This is a genomic window from Intestinirhabdus alba, from assembly GCF_009711095.1.
GTDB lineage: Bacteria > Pseudomonadota > Gammaproteobacteria > Enterobacterales > Enterobacteriaceae > Intestinirhabdus > Intestinirhabdus alba.
In genome coordinates this window covers 41371-58879 of the sequence record NZ_WMJZ01000005.1, presented here as the reverse complement: position 1 = coordinate 58879, position 17509 = coordinate 41371, and the positions used below count along the sequence as shown (strand labels likewise).

The window sequence follows — 17509 nt, the reverse complement described above, 5'->3', positions numbered from 1 at the left end:
CAGCGCTGTACCATTTAAGTCATGATAATAATCTACGGCGCAGCCACGATTTCCCTGGTGTTGGCGCAGTATTCGCGCACCCCGGTCAAACCGGGGTCATTTTTTTTGCGCGTTCTCCACCCATGCCTTCAGGACCGCAACGTCGTGCCGCCACTCATGCTTCATCTCTTCAATCCATTCACTGACATTATCCTCCCAGGCGGGAAGATCCGGCGACTGAATCTGTTGCCCCAGCTGCTGCAGGTGACGTAGCCCGATGGAGCCGGCGGCACCTTTGATCTTGTGCCCCTCCTCCACCACGCCTTTCTTGTCGCGCGCCGTCAGGTTGGACTCCAGCACGCTTAAGTAGCCCGGCATCATTTTTTCAAACACCGCCAGCCCGTCGTTGATTAACCTGGGCCCCACCAGCTCCAGATATTGCTCCAGCATAGGGATATCCAGCAGCGCCTGCGATTTAGCGTTCTCTTCGGGCGTCACGACATTCACCTCTTCGTCCGGGGTATCCCAGAATTTTTTGATCATGGTGGTCAGCGCCGGCACCGACAGCGGCTTACTCAGCACGTCGTCCATCCCGGCCTCAAGGTACTCTTTTTTGTCCTTCAGCACGTTGGCGGTGAGCGCCACCAGCGGCGGCAGATCCTCCCGCGCATAGCGCCGGATAAGCTCCCTGGAGATATCCAGCCCGGTCATATCCGGCAGCTGAATATCCAGCAGCACCAGGTCATACTCGCCGGGGGAGAACATCTCCAGCGCGGCCTTCCCGGTCATCGCCACGTCAACGCTGTTACCCAGCTTCTCCAGTACCGAGCGCGCCACAATCACGTTCAGCTCAATATCTTCCACCAGCAGCACGTTCAGCGCCGGGAGCGGCAGATCGTTATCTTCCAGCGTATCCTCAACCTCTTCCGCCACCGCCGGAGCCTGCACGGTCAGCGTAAAGATGGACCCCCGGCCGGGATGGCTGGAAACGGTAATGTCGCCGCCCATATTTTTCGCCAGCCGGCGGGAGACGGCCAGCCCAATACCGGTGCCGGTGGCCGGTTTACCGCCGTGGCTCCCCTTGACCTGGTAGTACATGGCAAAGATCTTATCCTGCTCATCCTCAGGGATGCCGATGCCGGAATCTTCAACCTCAAAGTGCAGGATGCTGCCTGCATCATAGCGAACGCGAACCGTCACCTGCCCCTGCTGGGTAAATTTCACCGCGTTGCCAATCAGGTTCCACAGGATCTGCCGCAGACGTGTACCGTCGGTAATCACCTTATGGGGCAGCGGTAAAGTCGGTTCGAGCACAAAGCGCAGCCCGCTTTGCTGGGCCTGCAGGCCGGAGAGATTTTCCAGATCCGCCAGGAAGCTGGTGAAGTCTACCGGCTGGTTATCAAGCTGAACCTTGCGCCGCTCCATCTTATCCATGTCAATAATATCATTGAAGATATTACCCAGAGTGACGGCGGAGACATGGATCGTTTTCAGATATTTTTCCTGCTCCGCGGTAAGCTCCGTATCGAGCAGTATCCGGCTCAGGCCGACGATGCCGTTCAGCGGCGTACGCAGCTCATGGCTGATGGTGGAAATAAAGGTTGTCTTGTCGCGGCTGGCGCTCTCCAGGGCGTCCTGGTAGCGCTTACGCTCGGTGATATCGCGGCCAAAGCCCATCAGGCCGTGGCGTTTACCGACGCGATCGTAATAGGGAACTTTGCGAATTTCAAAACAGGCCTTGCGCCCGTCCGGGTAGTCCAGCCACTGCTCGTAGGTCAGGGAGACGTTGTGGCGAAAGACCTTTTCATCGGTCTCGATAACCTTTCTGGCCGCCTCCGGCGAGTACACCTCCTCCGGCTTCAGATCGATCAGCTGTTTTTCACTCTTCCCGGTGAGCAGCTCCATCGCCCGGTTACAGCCGGAGAACTCTTTATCCTCATTGCGGTAAAACACCAGATCCGGTGACGCATCGAGGAAAGAGCGCAGAAAGGAGGACTGCTGCTCAAGCCGAATTTGCGCCTCTTCGCGCTCTTTAATTTCCACCTTCAGTTGTTCAAAGGTTGAATGGCGCTCCGCCTCCGCCTTTTCGCGATCGGCGATCTCCTGATTGAGCTGGGTAATGTTGTCTCTTAGCTGGACGTTCAGCTTCAGGTCGCGCTCACGCATCTCTTCCAGCTTCTGCACCAGCCGCGAAAGGCGCTGCCGCGACTCCTCCAGCTGCTCGACCACCACCGAGAGAAAATAGACCGCCCATGGCGTGATCAGCAGCCCGAAAAAGATGGAGCGAATAACGTCAATGCTTTCCACTTCACCGTGCAGCACCATAGTCACGGCCATCTGCACCACAATCGCCAGAATAACTAATACCAGCGCCAGCAGCAGCGAAAAGCGCACCAGGCCCAGCTTCATCATCAGATCGACATAATACTGCGCCAGTATACGAATTTGCTTCATAGGGAATTCCTTCACGACAGTCTGGCACAATAATACCCAATTATGAGCAGGGCGTTGAAGATTGTGGCAAAAATAGGCCGGGAATAACGCTATGCGAGGCGGGAGAAGGCGTGGAGAGCGGGTCCGGCTGGCGGACCCGCAGGCGACGGAGGGCGTACCGGGATTAGCGCTTGCCCAGCGCTTCCCACAGCCCCATCAGGTAGGTGACGCCCAGCGCACGGTCGAACAGGCCATAGCCCGGACGGCCCGTTTCCCCCCAGATGAAGCGCCCGTGATCCGGACGGATGTAGCCGTCAAAACCGTTGTCATACAGCGACTGCATCACTTTATACATGTCCAGCGAGCCGTAGCGGGACGGGTGGGCGCACTCGTAGAAGTCTTTATCTTTAATCAGCTTAATGTTACGGACGTGCGCGAAGTGGATCCGTTTACGGCGGGTAAACTCGGCGAGGATCTCATAGACATTGTTGTCAGGATCTTCGGCGATGGAGCCGGTGCAGAGGGTGATACCGTTGGCCTCTGAATCAACGGCGTTACAGATCCAGTCGAGATCGTCGCGGTTTTTCACAATCCGCGGCAGGCCAAAAATAGAGTACGGCGGATCGTCAGGGTGAATGGCCATTTTCACGCCCACTTCCTCACAAACCGGAATCACCGCCTTCAGGAAATAGACCAGGTTTTCGCGCAGCTTCGCGTCGTCAACGTCATGATATTTCGTAAACAGCTCCTGAACCTTCGCCAGCCTTTCCGGCTCCCAGCCCGGCAGCGCAAAGCCGTTCGAATTATCCAGCACCTCTTTAACGACCTCTTCCAGACTCTTATCGATATCCTTTTTCTCAAAGGCCATCGTCAGGGAATTGTCCGGTAAAACGTAGTTCATATCCGTCTTCATCCAGTCGAAAACGGGCATAAAGTTGTAGCAGATCACCTTCACCCCGGCGCGAGCCAGATGGCGGATAGTTTGCTGATAGTTGGCGATATAGCGATCGCGGGAAGGCAGGCCGATCTTAATATCGTCATGGATGTTAACGCTTTCGATAACTTCCATTTTCAGCCCGGCGTCGTGGGCCTGTTTTACCAGCCGCTCAATTTTATCAACCGGCCATACTTCGCCAACCGCAACGTCGTACAGCGCGCCAACCACGCCTTCTACGCCCGGAACCTGGCGGATATGTTCCAGGGATACTTTATCTTCATCTGGCCCAAACCAGCGCATTGTCATCTGCATACAAAATCACCTGATCCAATAGTTATCGGTTAGTTTATTCATACTACCATACTAGTAACCACAAACCTATACCAGCTTCTATTGAAGATGCGTGTTTTTTCAACGCCAGGGGATCGGGTTCCTGCTGTGAAAAGGTCTTCCCAGCCATCTCAAAAGCGGGCTTTTTCGCTACGCTCAGAGCCTGGCCCACCAGACGTAAATGACGCAGGCTGTTTAAACACGGACAGCGCGCAAAAACCAGAGCCTACACCCAGTACGTGAGGATGATTCGCGAAGCTCACCCTCCGGGCCGCCCTGTAGCGCGTTCAAAACGCGATGCGTTTTGTGCGAGCACAGCCCAGGTTCATAATGGCTGACAAAATAGCCCTAATGGGCCAGGCTCATAGTCATGCATATCACAGATTCAGAACGTCCCCGGTCGGTAGCGCAATGTGCCCACCAGCCGGTCCCAGATTTCGATCATCTGGGTCTGACTGTAGGTTGTCGTGCGTGTTCGTTCACTGCTCAGACCTATCGAGAGCACCGGTTTTTCTGCTGAAGACACAGCTTCGTTGGCTTCAAGCTTAAAGTGATATACGGCTACCTTATCTTTTTCTCCGGGAGCTGGTGCATAGCTCTCCTTTACATCACCAAACAACCACTCCTGGACAGGGATCCCTCCAGGAGAAAATGCCTTCTTACGTATTGAGTACATGGTTTGCGATTGCTTCAAAACTTCATTTATCTGCGCGCTTCGGTTAAATAACGTATCATCGGGATCATTGATCTCATTGCTCATATATAGCCAGAAGATAAAGTCATCATTTTTGTAGCTGAAGGTAACCTGCTCTTTATGCTTATAGCCATCATCCCGAATAAAACCGTTTGGTATACACAACCCTTTGCCTGTCGGTATATCTTCATCCTGCCTGCCGCTCAGGCGGGAAATAAGTGATTTAAGCGCGGCAAGTTTTGCAGACTTATTATTAACATTCTCTTCAGTAAAGCCACCTGCTATATACTGTGCCTTTTTCTTTTTATGGCGTTCATCTGTAAAATCACGAATATCAGTTTTTATAACAAAAGATATTTCATTGCTATAAATATGAGCTTCAAGCTGACGATAGTTATCCGGAGTTCCGGGGATATTATGATCAAAAATTATTCCCCTGCCGTTTTGTAAATGTATTATTTCTTTAACATATGGCGCTGTTTCAGGTTTGTTACCTGGATTGTTAATAGAATCCACAAGTTCTTTTTCCCTGCGCTGCACACGCTGCTCGAACGCCGGGCGATACTGTGGTTTGCTCTCTATTTTAAATTCATCAATAAATACCATATCCCTGCGCTGATTATTAAATGACTCCGGTACATCTATCAGATATCGGCCTATGCACTGGGGCCTGGTCCGGAAAAACAGATTCTCTGTCACGGCTGTCTCCTTGAGTGATGATGTTACTGCTGCCTGAGGCTCCGGGCTGATACACAGCAGGCCCGCCGCAATAATAAAATGCGTCAGGCTAAATTGATTGGTTATCTTATTCACCATGATGCTGGCACCTCCTGCACCATTTTTACTATCGCCCTCAGCGTAAAGCGCACCGCCGGCCGATTATCAATATCCCTCAGGCTGTCCACATTATATGCCCCCTGGTGTTCCACGTTTACCGCCAGCGCGCTTTTTAGCGTCGCAGAACGGCGTATAGCCCGCAATGACTCTACCGGTACGGTTCCGTCTCCCGGCGAGCCGGAGGAGACCAGTTTAAACAGGGTTGAACGGTTAAAAGGAAGCGGTATTTCCCTGTGGTTATTCGGCAGTTTTTTATCGCTTTCATGCGTGTTTTTTGGCCAGGTAATAGAAGTTTTAATCCAGATCAAATTACCGTCTGTCTTAGACGAATTACCGTAAAACAAATAGCTATTTGGATGATAGGCATTTTCAATATCATCAATAAAAGGCTGAACGAATTTCCCCATTAAATCGAGATACGCATTCCAGTTTTTTTCAATAACTATTCTATCCTTATCAATTACATCCGCCTCATACAGACGCCACCACAGCGTTTTATTCAGGTAGATCTCGCCAAACGGGTCCCCTTCTTTTGGCAGCTTCAGATCGCTGCCATCCGCTTCGCCACCTTTAATCGTCAGCCAGGGCCTCCCGTCGTAATAGCTTGCCGATGGTAAAAGCTGCAGCGGCGCTGGCGCTCTGGCCAGTACCGGCATCAGCTCTTCCGCTGATTTACCCATCACCACGCCCGCAGGCCCCTCCTGCCCGGCACCCACCTTCATCCTTCGATAAGCCGCCGGCGAACCCAGATCGGGGATTACGCCATGCACTATGCCCAGAATTTTATCCTGATAGCCCAGCACCTGGGACGTATAGCGGGCCACCAGCCCCCCCATTGAATGCGTAACCAGGATAACTTTTTCCGTAGCCAGACCATGTCCGTGCTGGTGGCGGTAAAGATCAAGCACCTCATCAATGTATTCCCCCAGCCGCTGCGCCGAAATTTTGTTATCCTGCAGCCAGTTATAGCCAAATACGTGGAGCGGAAACAGAAACCCGCGGAAGTGCGCCAGCTCTTCTGCCGTCAGGGGAGATTCATTTTCCTCTTCCGTATGCAGCATGACCTCGACCAGCTGGCTTAACGCTCCGGCGGCGGGTTCAGCCGTTTTTCCTGCTTTTCCTGCCTGGTAAAGCGCGTCAAGCGATTTTTGCCAGTCATCAATTAGCGCCCCCTGAAAGACGCTGAGAAATTTGCCATAGCTAAAATAGAGCACTTCTCCCCAGCCGCGTTTGCTGCGGGGTGGAAAAAGACATCCATCATCGGACACAGGAGAAAAGATCTCTTTGCTAATTTTCCCCGCACTATCAACTACTGTTAAATCTGGATCGAGCAGTTGCCGACGCTGAATTCCGCTCTTTCCAGCCCAGTCGAATAAAACTGAAACTTCACTATCTCCTCTCCAGACTGATGTTTCTGATTTCTGCGTTGACATCAAATTGGAACCCATCACCCCGGGCAGAAATATTACCGGAATGACTTTTGCAGGGGGAGCGAGAAGCTTTGCAATAGCCCTTTCAGAAGCAGGCCGAGTCTGAATGCTGCGCCAGATGCATTTTCCTTGCTCATTCCACTCCGGTTTATGCCAGGTTATCGTTTGATTATTTTCTTCTGTCATAGCCAGGCTCCTTTAGGAGGATAAGAAGCACAGCGTAACGTGAATTTTCGAGGATTAACACGTCGAAACGTTTAAGATAAATCGTCCAGGATATCGTATTAATAAAACCCGCCATATTTCAGGCTGCATATGCGTTGGCTACGGGTTACTCGTCTCCTCCATAAGACTCACCCTGACGGGCCGCCGCCGCGCGGCATTCAAATCTGCTCCGGACAAATTTGTCACTCACCCCGGCACTTCGTTCGCTATGCTCACGGGAATGAATGAGGGACATCCCTCCCCTCCCCCTCTCCGGAAACTGCCTGCGGCCGGGCAAATTCGTTCTGATGAATTGCTTGCCGCCTTCATGCAACAATTGTTTACGCCGCGTCTGGTGGCATAACCCAGCCGCGCCCGATGGCCGATCCCTGTGGGCCGTGCTGGTTCAGGTAGCGATCCAGCTCCACCATGCCGGTCCAGCGATTCTCGCACCACAGCGGAGCCAGCAGCGTCGGGCGACGGGCGCTGGCGGAGATGCGGTGGTAGATCACCTCCGGCGGCGTGTGGCGGATCATCTCGCCCGCCGTCGCCGTATAATCGGCCAGTTCAATACCGTTCAGCCTTCCGGCCTGCCACGCCTTCGCCATAATACTGCCCTTTACGATATGCAGCGGATGCAGCTTAATGCCGTCGACGCCGGTCTCCACCACGCGCTCCAGGGTCTGCAGGCCCTCCGCTTGCCCCTCTCCCGGCAGCCCGACGATCAGGTGCGCGCACACCTTCAGCCCGCGCTCGCGCGCCAGCCGGGTAGTGCGCTGATAGCAGGCAAAATCGTGGCCGCGGTTAATGCGATGCAGCGTTTTATCGTGAGCCGACTGCAGGCCCAGCTCCAGCCACATCTCATAGCCCTGGTCTTTATATTCGCACAGCAGATCGAGAACCGCTTCCGGCACGCAGTCGGGGCGCGTGCCCACGCACAGCCCGACAATGCTGGCCTGGCTGACCGCCTGCTGATACATCGATCGCAGTACCTGCACTTCAGCAAAGGTGCTGGTATAGGCCTGAAAATAGGCCAGATAGCGCCTGGCGCGATTGACCAGATGCGCCTGGTGCACAAGCTGTTCGGCAATAGAGCGGTGCTGCTGCGCCTCGTCGGCAAAGGAGGCGACGTTACAGAAAGTACAGCCCCCGCGCCCGAGGGTGCCGTCGCGGTTGGGGCAGCTGAACCCACCGTGCAGCGTCAGCTTATGGACCTTTTGTCCATAGCGCCGGGAAAGATCCCCGCCAAACATATTGACTAATTTCTGTAACTGCATAATCTGATAGACCGCCCCTGAAAAAGAGGCCAAAGCCTGCCACCTTTTACCCACTCCGACGATGACCTGGATCAATCGTCCCGGCGGCCTTTTACCAAATGCATAAAAAGTCAAAACAAACGATATTTCATTCAAAAGATGACGATTTTTTTTATCCTCTGCTTCGCGTAATTTTTATCCTCTGACGGCTTCCGCAAAAAAACAGTATCTTAATTCACCATAAACCTATGAGTCAGCATAAAAAACCAACTATCCCACCAAAACCAGATGAGACAAGGCATACCACCCCGCCCAGCCAGTGAGACCCGGACTTCTCCCGCCTCCGCGCCGCAGGCATAAATCGCGCTATAAAAAGCAAATAAAAACAATAGATTCAAAAGATTAAGCGCGTTACAGCACATTTTCACATAAATCAGGTTGCCATTTGACCTCGATGGGGTTTCCCGATAAGTTGAACATCCGCTGGAAGCTTCTGGATGAGCCGGGCGCTCATCATATTTATGCAGTAATTGCGATTCCCTCTGACGGCAAGTCTTCAAACTTGTTTGACCTATGCGAAACGGACGATAAAGAGGGCGAATGCGAGGTAAGCGTATAACGCGCCGACCCCATCGCCAGGCTTTTGGTGTGCCCGTTTGCCGCGGTCCGGATGGGGATCCCGCAGAGCCTGGGGAGGTTCACTGATATGTTGTACGATAAATCCCTTGAGAGGGATAACTGTGGTTTCGGCCTGATCGCCCACATAGAAGGCGAACCTAGCCACAAGGTAGTGCGTACCGCCATACACGCACTGGCCCGAATGCAGCACCGCGGCGCGATCCTCGCTGACGGTAAAACCGGCGACGGCTGCGGCCTGCTGCTGCAAAAGCCCGACCGTTTTTTTCGCCTCGTTGCCGATGAGCATGGCTGGCGCTTAGCGAAAAACTACGCCGTCGGCACGATCTTCCTGAATAAAGATCCTGAGCGAGCCGCCGCCTCCCGGCGTGTGGTCGAAGAGGAGCTACAACAGGAAACGCTGTCTATCGTCGGCTGGCGCGACGTGCCGACCAACGAAGGGGTACTCGGCGAGATCGCCCTCTCCTCGCTGCCGCGCATCGAGCAAATTTTCGTTAACGCTCCGGCGGGCTGGCGTCCGCGCGATATGGAGCGTCGCCTGTTCATCGCCCGCCGCCGCATCGAAAAGCGCCTGCAGGACGACTCCGATTTCTACGTTTGTAGCCTGTCGAACCTGATAAACATCTATAAAGGCCTGTGTATGCCGGCGGATCTGCCGCGCTTCTACCTGGATCTTGCGGACCTGCGGCTGGAGTCGGCCATCTGCCTGTTTCACCAGCGCTTCTCCACCAACACCGTGCCGCGCTGGCCGCTGGCGCAGCCGTTCCGCTACCTGGCGCACAACGGCGAAATCAATACCATTACCGGCAACCGCCAGTGGGCGCGCGCCCGAACCTATAAATTCCAGACGCCGCTGATCCCGGATCTGCACGACGCCGCGCCGTTTGTCAATGAAACCGGCTCCGACTCCAGCTCGATGGATAATATGCTGGAGCTGCTGCTGGCGGGCGGAATGGACATCGTGCGCGCCATGCGCCTGCTGGTGCCGCCGGCGTGGCAGAATAACCCGGATATGGATCCGGAGCTGCGCGCCTTCTTCGACTTTAACTCGATGCATATGGAGCCGTGGGACGGCCCGGCGGGCATCGTCATGTCCGACGGACGTTTCGCCGCCTGTAACCTCGACCGCAACGGCCTGCGTCCGGCGCGCTACGTCATCACCAAAGACAAGCTGATCACCTGCGCCTCTGAAGTGGGGATCTGGGATTATCAGCCCGATGAAGTGGTGGAAAAGGGCCGGGTAGGTCCGGGCGAGCTGATGGTTATCGACACCCGCGAGGGGCGCATCCTGCATTCGGCGGAAACCGATAACGACCTGAAAAGCCGTCATCCCTATCAGGCGTGGATGGAGAAAAACGTCCGCCGCCTGGTGCCGTTTGAAGATCTGCCCGACGATCGGGTAGGCGTACGCGAGCTGGACGACGACACGCTCGCCAGCTACCAGAAGCAGTTTAACTACAGCGCCGAGGAGCTGGATTCCGTTATCCGCGTGCTGGGGGAAAATGGCCAGGAGGCGGTTGGCTCCATGGGCGACGACACCCCGTTCGCGGTGCTCTCCAGCCAGCCGCGCATTATTTACGACTACTTCCGCCAGCAGTTTGCCCAGGTGACCAACCCACCGATCGATCCGCTGCGCGAAGCCCACGTGATGTCGCTGGCTACCAGCATCGGCCGCGAAATGAACGTCTTCTGCGAAGCGGAAGGCCAGGCGCACCGGCTGAGTTTTAAATCGCCGATCCTGCTGTACTCCGACTTCAGACAGCTTACCACCATGAAAGAGGAGCACTATCGCGCCGATCGGCTGGATATGACCTTTGACGCCACGCAAGCCACCCTGGAAGAGACGGTGAAAACCCTGTGCGACACCGCCGAACAGATGGTGCGCAACGGCACGGTACTGCTGGTGCTCTCCGACCGCAATATCGGCAAAAACCGCCTGCCGGTTCCTGCCCCGATGGCGGTCGGCGCGGTACAGACACGCCTGGTGGAACAGAGCCTGCGCTGCGACGCCAACATTATTGTTGAAACCGGAAGCGCCCGGGACCCGCACCACTTTGCGGTACTCCTCGGCTTCGGCGCGACGGCAATCTATCCCTACCTGGCATACGAAACCCTGGGGCGTCTGATCGACAGCCGGGCCATCGCCAAAGACTACCGCACCGTGATGCTGAACTACCGGAACGGCATCAATAAAGGGTTGTATAAAATCATGTCCAAAATGGGCATTTCGACCATCGCCTCCTACCGCTGCTCGAAGCTGTTTGAAGCGGTCGGCCTGCATGACGAGGTGGTCAATGCCTGCTTCCAGGGCGTGGTCAGCCGCATCGGCGGCGCGGGCTTTGCCGACTTCCAGCAGGATCTGCAGAATCTCTCCAGGCGCGCCTGGCTGACGCGCAAACCCATCGCCCAGGGCGGGCTGCTGAAGTACGTCCACGGCGGCGAATATCACGCCTGGAACCCGGACGTGGTGCGCACCCTGCAGCAGGCGGTGCAGAGCGGCGAGTACAGCGACTACCAAAAATACGCGAAGCTGGTTAATGAACGCCCGGCGACCACGCTGCGCGATCTGTTGGCCATCAATCCCGGCGGCGAAGCGGTCAGCATTGACGACGTTGAACCGGCTAGCGAACTTTTCAAGCGCTTTGATACCGCCGCGATGTCTATCGGTGCCCTGAGCCCGGAAGCCCACGAAGCGCTGGCGGAAGCGATGAACAGCCTCGGCGGCAACTCCAACTCCGGAGAAGGCGGTGAAGATCCGGCGCGCTACGGCACCAATAAAGTGTCGCGCATTAAGCAGGTAGCCTCCGGCCGCTTCGGCGTCACCCCGGTGTATCTGGTTAACGCCGATGTGATTCAGATTAAGGTCGCCCAAGGGGCGAAGCCGGGGGAAGGCGGCCAGCTGCCGGGCGATAAAGTGACGCCCTACATCGCCAGGCTGCGCTATTCGGTGCCGGGCGTGACGCTCATCTCCCCGCCGCCGCACCATGATATTTACTCTATCGAGGATCTTGCGCAGCTGATTTTCGACCTCAAGCAGGTCAATCCGCAAGCGATGATCTCGGTGAAGCTGGTTTCCGAACCTGGCGTGGGCACTATCGCCACCGGGGTGGCGAAAGCCTATGCCGATCTGATCACCATTGCGGGCTACGACGGCGGCACCGGCGCCAGCCCCCTCTCCTCGGTGAAATATGCGGGCTGTCCGTGGGAGCTGGGGCTGGTGGAAACCCAGCAGGCGCTGGTGGCCAACGGGCTGCGCCATAAGATCCGCCTGCAGGTGGACGGCGGCCTGAAAACCGGCGTCGATATCATTAAAGCCGCCATTCTCGGTGCGGAAAGCTTCGGCTTCGGCACCGGCCCGATGGTGGCGCTGGGCTGTAAATATCTGCGCATCTGCCACCTGAACAACTGCGCCACCGGCGTAGCGACCCAGGATGACAAGCTGCGGAAAAACCATTACCACGGGCTGCCGTTCAAAGTGACCAACTACTTTGAGTTCATTGCCCGCGAAACCCGCGAGCTGATGGCGCAGCTCGGCGTAACGCGCCTGGTGGATCTGCCTGGCCGGACCGACCTGCTGAAGGAGCTGGAGGGCTTTACCGCTAAGCAGCAGAAGCTGGAGCTCTCCCGGCTGCTGGAAACCGCAGAGCCTGTCGCAGGCAAGGCGCTGTACTGCACTGAAAACAACCCGCCGTTTGATAACGGCGTACTGAACGCCCAGCTGCTGCAGCAGGCGAAGCCCTATGTTGACGAGCGACGGAGCAAAACCTTTTGGTTCGATATCCGCAATACCGACCGCTCCGTTGGCGCTTCGCTCTCCGGCTATATCGCCCGGACCCACGGCGATCAGGGGCTGGCGTCGGACCCGATCAGGGTGCACTTCAACGGCACCGCGGGCCAGAGCTTCGGCGTCTGGAACGCGGGCGGCGTGGAGCTGTTCCTGACCGGCGACGCCAACGACTACGTCGGCAAGGGCATGGCGGGCGGCCTGCTGGCGGTACGTCCGCCGGTCGGTTCCGCCTTCCGCAGCCATGAGGCGAGCATCATCGGCAACACCTGCCTGTATGGTGCCACCGGCGGTCGTCTGTACGCCGCGGGCCGGGCGGGTGAACGTTTTGCGGTGCGTAACTCCGGCGCGATTACCGTGGTGGAAGGCATTGGCGACAACGGCTGTGAGTACATGACCGGCGGCATCGTCTGTATTCTCGGTAAAACCGGGGTCAACTTCGGCGCGGGCATGACCGGCGGCTTCGCCTACGTCCTTGACGAAGACGGCGAGTTCCGTAAGCGCGTCAATCCGGAGCTGGTGGAGGTGCTGAGCGTTGAGGATCTGGCGATCCACGAGGAGCATCTGCGCGGACTTATTACCGAGCACGTACAGCATACCGGCTCCCAGCGCGGCGAAGAGATTCTGGCTAACTGGTCAGCCTTTGCCGCTAAATTTGCGCTGGTGAAGCCAAAGTCCAGCGATGTGAAAGCACTGTTAGGCCATCGCAGCCGTAGCTCGGCAGAGCTGCGCGTGCAGGCGCAGTAAGGGGTAGCAGCAATGAGTCAGAACGTATACCAGTTTATCGACCTGCAGCGCGTGGACCCGCCAAAGAAGCCGCTGAAAATTCGTAAAATTGAGTTTGTGGAAATCTACGAACCGTTTTCCGAAGGCCAGGCCAGGGCGCAGGCGGATCGCTGCCTCTCCTGCGGCAACCCATACTGCGAATGGAAGTGCCCGGTGCATAACTACATTCCAGACTGGCTGAAGCTGGCCAACGAGGGGCGTATTTTTGAGGCCGCCGAGCTGTCACACCAGACCAACACCCTGCCGGAGGTGTGCGGCCGCGTCTGTCCGCAGGATCGCCTGTGCGAAGGCTCCTGCACGCTGAACGACGAGTTCGGCGCGGTGACCATCGGCAACATTGAGCGCTATATCAACGATACAGCCTTTGAGATGGGCTGGCGTCCGGATATGACCGGCGTGCGTCAGACCGACAGGCGGGTGGCGATCGTCGGTGCCGGCCCGGCGGGGCTGGCCTGCGCCGATGTGCTGACCCGCAACGGCGTAAAGGCGGTGGTGTTTGACCGCCACCCGGAGATCGGCGGCCTGCTGACCTTCGGCATTCCGGCCTTCAAGCTGGAAAAAGAGGTGATGACCCGCCGCCGCGAAATTTTCACCGGCATGGGCATTGAGTTCAACCTGAACGTCGAAGTTGGCCGTGACGTACAGCTCAACGCCCTGCTGGAAGAGTATGACGCGGTCTTCCTCGGCGTCGGAACCTGGCAGCCGATGCGCGGCGGGCTGGAGAACGAAGAGGCCGACGGCGTCTTCGACGCCCTGCCGTTTCTGATCGCCAACACCAGGCAGCTCATGGGCTTTGGCGAAACCGCTGACGAGCCGTATGTCAGCATGGAAGGCAAGCGCGTGGTGGTGCTGGGCGGTGGCGATACCGCCATGGACTGTGTGCGCACCTCGGTTCGTCAGGGGGCGACGCACGTCATCTGCGCCTACCGCCGCGACGAGGCGAACATGCCCGGCTCGAGGCGTGAAGTAAAAAATGCGCGTGAAGAGGGGGTTGAGTTCCAGTTCAACGTCCAGCCGCTCGGTATTGAGGTAAACGCCAACGGCAAGGTCTGCGGGATTAAAATGGCGCGCACTAAAATGGGCGCGCCGGATGCGCAGGGCCGTCGTCGCGCGGAGATCGTCGCGGGTTCGGAACATGTGGTGCCGGCCGATGCGGTGGTGATGGCCTTTGGTTTTCGCCCGCAAAAGATGGAGTGGCTGAAGGAGCACAGCGTTGAGCTGGACACCCAGGGCCGGATTATCGCCCCGGAAGGCAGCGACAACCCGTTCCAGACCAGCAACCCGCGGATCTTCGCCGGCGGCGACATTGTGCGCGGTTCCGATCTGGTGGTTACGGCCATCGCCGAAGGCCGTAAAGCCGCCGACGGGATCATGAACTACCTGGACGTATAAAGGCGCACCGGCTCCCCGCCCTGAGCATCACCTTCAGGAAGGGGAGCCGCTATTTCCCTTACGCCAGCAAAGGCCGGGCGTCCTGGACCGGGGTTAACCTCTTCCCGATGGGCAAGAGATTGCCCGGCAATAACCATCTGACGGAACCGCAGCTTTTAGCGGGGAAAATAAACGTAATCGTTTGCTTTTTTCCGGGAAGCGTATATCATGCGGCGGATTTTTTGGCCAAAATTCAAGGAGGCGTTGTGTCGCAGGATAACAATTATAGCCAGGGCCCCGTCCCTCAGGCGGCGCGGAAAGGTGTAGTTCCCCTGATGTTTGTGATGTTGGGCTTAACCTTTTTCTCCGCCAGTATGTGGACCGGGGGCACGCTCGGCACCGGTCTTTCCTATAACGATTTTTTCCTGGCCGTACTCTTCGGTAATCTTCTTCTCGGTATTTACACCGCTTTTCTCGGCTATATTGGCGCAAAAACAGGGCTGTCAACCCACCTTCTCGCGCGGTATTCATTTGGCGTCAAAGGTTCATGGCTTCCCTCAATGCTGTTAGGCGGAACCCAGGTGGGCTGGTTTGGGGTAGGCGTGGCCATGTTCGCGATCCCGGTCAGCAAAGCGACGGGCATAGACGTCAATATCCTGATTGCGGTCTCCGGCCTGCTGATGACCATGACTATCTTCTTCGGCATCTCGGCCCTGACGATTTTATCGATCGTCGCCGTTCCCGCTATCCTCATTCTGGGCAGCTACTCCGTCTGGCTGGCCGTGGACGGCGTGGGCGGCCTGGCGCATTTAAAAACCATTATGCCGCAGACGCCGCTCAATTTTTCAGGTGCGCTGGCGCTGGTCGTGGGTTCATTTATCAGCGCCGGGACGCTGACCGCCGACTTTGTTCGCTTTGGCCGCAATGCCAAAGGCGCGGTGCTGGTCGCTATGGTGGCGTTTTTTCTGGGTAACTCGCTGATGTTTATCTTCGGAGCGGCAGGCGCTGCCGCCGTAGGACAGGCGGATATCTCTGACGTGATGATCGCCCAGGGGCTGCTGCTGCCCGCCATTGTGGTACTCGGCTTAAATATCTGGACGACCAATGACAACGCGCTGTATGCCTCGGGCCTCGGCTTCGCTAATATTACCGGACTCTCCAGCCGCACGCTGTCGGTGGTTAACGGCATTATCGGCACGCTGTGCGCCCTGTGGCTTTATAATAACTTTGTCGGCTGGCTGACGTTCCTGTCGGCTGCGATTCCTCCCATTGGCGGGGTGATTATCGCCGACTATCTGCTAAACCACCGCCGCTATCGCAACTTCCACCGCGCCCAATTTGTGCCCGTCAACTGGACAGCCATTCTGTCAGTCGCGCTGGGCGTGGCGGCCGGACACTATATTCCCGGTATTGTACCGGTCAACGCGGTGCTCGGCGGTGTATTCAGCTATATCCTGTTAACTCCGTTCGCCAGACGAACCCTTGCTAACTCCCCGGAGATCGGCCATGCAGAATAATACGCTTACCCTCCGTCAGGCTCGTCTCCAGGAGCAGGAAGGCTTATGGCAGATCGTCATTGAAAACGGACGCTTCAGCCGTATTGAACCTCAGGAAGCGGCCTCCACGCCGCAGGGCCAGGTGCTTGATGCCGAAGGCGGGCTGGCCATTCCCCCTTTTATTGAACCGCATATTCATCTGGATACCACGCAAACGGCAGGTGAGCCCGCCTGGAACCAGTCCGGTACGTTATTCGAGGGGATAGAGCGCTGGGCCGAACGGAAGGCGATGCTGACCCACGAAGACGTGAAGTCCCGCGCCATGCAGACCCTGAAGTGGCAGATGGCCAACGGCATCCAGTATGTACGAACTCACGTTGACGTATCCGATCCCACGCTGACGGCGCTGAAAGCCATGCTGGAGGTAAAGCAGGAGGTCGCACCGTGGGTGGATCTGCAAATTGTGGCCTTCCCCCAGGAGGGTATTCTTTCTTACCCCAACGGCGAGGCGCTGTTAGAGGAAGCCGTACGTCTGGGAGCCGACGTGATTGGCGCGATCCCCCATTTCGAATTTACCCGTGAATATGGCGTGGAGTCTCTGCATAAAACGTTCTCTCTGGCGCAGAAGTACGACAGGCTTATCGACGTACACTGTGACGAAATTGATGATGAACAGTCGCGCTTTGTGGAGACCGTCGCGGCGCTGGCGCATCGGGACGGAATGGGCGCGCGCGTGACCGCCAGCCACACCACGGCGATGCATTCATATAATGGCGCGTATGCATCCCGTCTTTTCCGGTTGTTGAAAATGTCGGGCATTAACTTCGTCGCCAATCCGCTGGTGAATATTCATCTGCAAGGACGTTTTGACACCTACCCCAAACGCCGCGGCGTCACGCGGGTAAAAGAGATGCTGGAGGCGGAGATCAACGTCTGCTTTGGCCATGATGACGTTTTCGATCCGTGGTATCCGTTAGGAACCGCCAATATGCTGCAGGTGCTGCATATGGGATTACACGTGTGCCAGCTGATGGGGTACGGACAGATTAACGATGGGCTGAATCTGATTACCACCCACAGCGCGAAGACGCTCCAGCTGGAGGATTATGGCCTGAGGGTTGGCAATTCGGCTAACCTGGTGATTTTACCGGCTGAAAATGGCTTTGATGCGGTTCGCCGTCAGACGCCCGCGCGTTATTCTGTGCGTCACGGGCGGGTCATTGCCGAGACGCTCCCCAGCCGGACAACGCTGCACCTGGCGCAGCCGGAAGCCGTGACGTTTAAGCGCTAGCCTGGCGCGTCGACAGCGCCGTAGACGCCCGGTCTACGGCGATTT

General features: G+C 56.7%; 9 protein-coding genes. 4 read left to right on the top strand and 5 right to left on the bottom strand.

Annotated features, from left to right (window positions below; genetic code table 11):
- Positions 1–96: 96 nt before the first annotated feature.
- The 5 genes from arcB to GJV78_RS05145 all read right to left on the bottom strand — a co-directional run bounded on the left by arcB (position 97) and on the right by GJV78_RS05145 (position 8121).
- The gene (gene arcB, locus GJV78_RS05165) at positions 97–2433 is read right to left on the bottom strand and encodes an aerobic respiration two-component sensor histidine kinase ArcB (protein ID WP_155107319.1); all 2337 of its coding nucleotides are present in this window, start codon (positions 2431–2433) and stop codon (positions 97–99) included.
- 163 nt (positions 2434–2596) lie between these two features.
- Entirely contained in the window at positions 2597–3661 is a 1065-nt protein-coding gene (gene uxuA, locus GJV78_RS05160) for a mannonate dehydratase (RefSeq protein WP_155107318.1), read from the bottom strand.
- A gap of 403 nt (positions 3662–4064) precedes the next feature.
- Entirely contained in the window at positions 4065–5189 is a 1125-nt protein-coding gene (locus GJV78_RS05155; protein ID WP_155107317.1) for a T6SS immunity protein Tli4 family protein, read from the bottom strand.
- Complete coding sequence (locus GJV78_RS05150) at positions 5183–6826, bottom strand: esterase/lipase family protein (RefSeq protein ID WP_155107316.1); 1644 nt, start codon at positions 6824–6826, stop codon at positions 5183–5185. The genes GJV78_RS05155 and GJV78_RS05150 overlap by 7 nt, the downstream gene beginning before the upstream one ends.
- 359 nt (positions 6827–7185) lie before the next feature.
- A complete protein-coding gene (locus tag GJV78_RS05145; RefSeq protein WP_155107447.1) occupies positions 7186–8121 on the bottom strand; it encodes a TIGR01212 family radical SAM protein in 936 nt (311 codons plus the stop codon).
- A gap of 685 nt (positions 8122–8806) precedes the next feature.
- Here GJV78_RS05145 and gltB point away from each other — a divergent pair.
- The 4 genes from gltB (at position 8807) to GJV78_RS05125 (ending at position 17464) form a co-directional block, all read left to right on the top strand.
- The gene (gene gltB / locus GJV78_RS05140; RefSeq protein ID WP_155107315.1) at positions 8807–13267 is read left to right on the top strand and encodes a glutamate synthase large subunit; all 4461 of its coding nucleotides are present in this window, start codon (positions 8807–8809) and stop codon (positions 13265–13267) included.
- 12 nt (positions 13268–13279) lie between these two features.
- Entirely contained in the window at positions 13280–14698 is a 1419-nt protein-coding gene (locus tag GJV78_RS05135) for a glutamate synthase small subunit (RefSeq protein WP_155107314.1), read from the top strand.
- A 245-nt stretch (positions 14699–14943) separates the two neighbouring features.
- Positions 14944–16194, top strand: coding sequence for a cytosine permease (gene codB / locus GJV78_RS05130; RefSeq protein WP_167519383.1), 1251 nt, complete (start codon positions 14944–14946; stop codon positions 16192–16194).
- Positions 16184–17464 (top strand): cytosine deaminase, encoded by a 1281-nt coding sequence (locus tag GJV78_RS05125; protein ID WP_155107312.1) that lies wholly within the window; start codon positions 16184–16186, stop codon positions 17462–17464. The genes codB and GJV78_RS05125 overlap by 11 nt, the downstream gene beginning before the upstream one ends.
- Positions 17465–17509 lie beyond the last annotated feature (45 nt).

Coding starts and splice junctions, on each gene's coding strand:
- arcB (WP_155107319.1), bottom strand. CDS start 2,433: ATGAAGCAAATTCGTATACTGGCGCAGTATTATGTCGATCTGATGATG.
- uxuA (WP_155107318.1), bottom strand. CDS start 3,661: ATGCAGATGACAATGCGCTGGTTTGGGCCAGATGAAGATAAAGTATCC.
- GJV78_RS05155 (WP_155107317.1), bottom strand. CDS start 5,189: ATGGTGAATAAGATAACCAATCAATTTAGCCTGACGCATTTTATTATT.
- GJV78_RS05150 (WP_155107316.1), bottom strand. CDS start 6,826: ATGACAGAAGAAAATAATCAAACGATAACCTGGCATAAACCGGAGTGG.
- GJV78_RS05145 (WP_155107447.1), bottom strand. CDS start 8,121: ATGCAGTTACAGAAATTAGTCAATATGTTTGGCGGGGATCTTTCCCGG.
- gltB (WP_155107315.1), top strand. CDS start 8,807: ATGTTGTACGATAAATCCCTTGAGAGGGATAACTGTGGTTTCGGCCTG.
- GJV78_RS05135 (WP_155107314.1), top strand. CDS start 13,280: ATGAGTCAGAACGTATACCAGTTTATCGACCTGCAGCGCGTGGACCCG.
- GJV78_RS05125 (WP_155107312.1), top strand. CDS start 16,184: ATGCAGAATAATACGCTTACCCTCCGTCAGGCTCGTCTCCAGGAGCAG.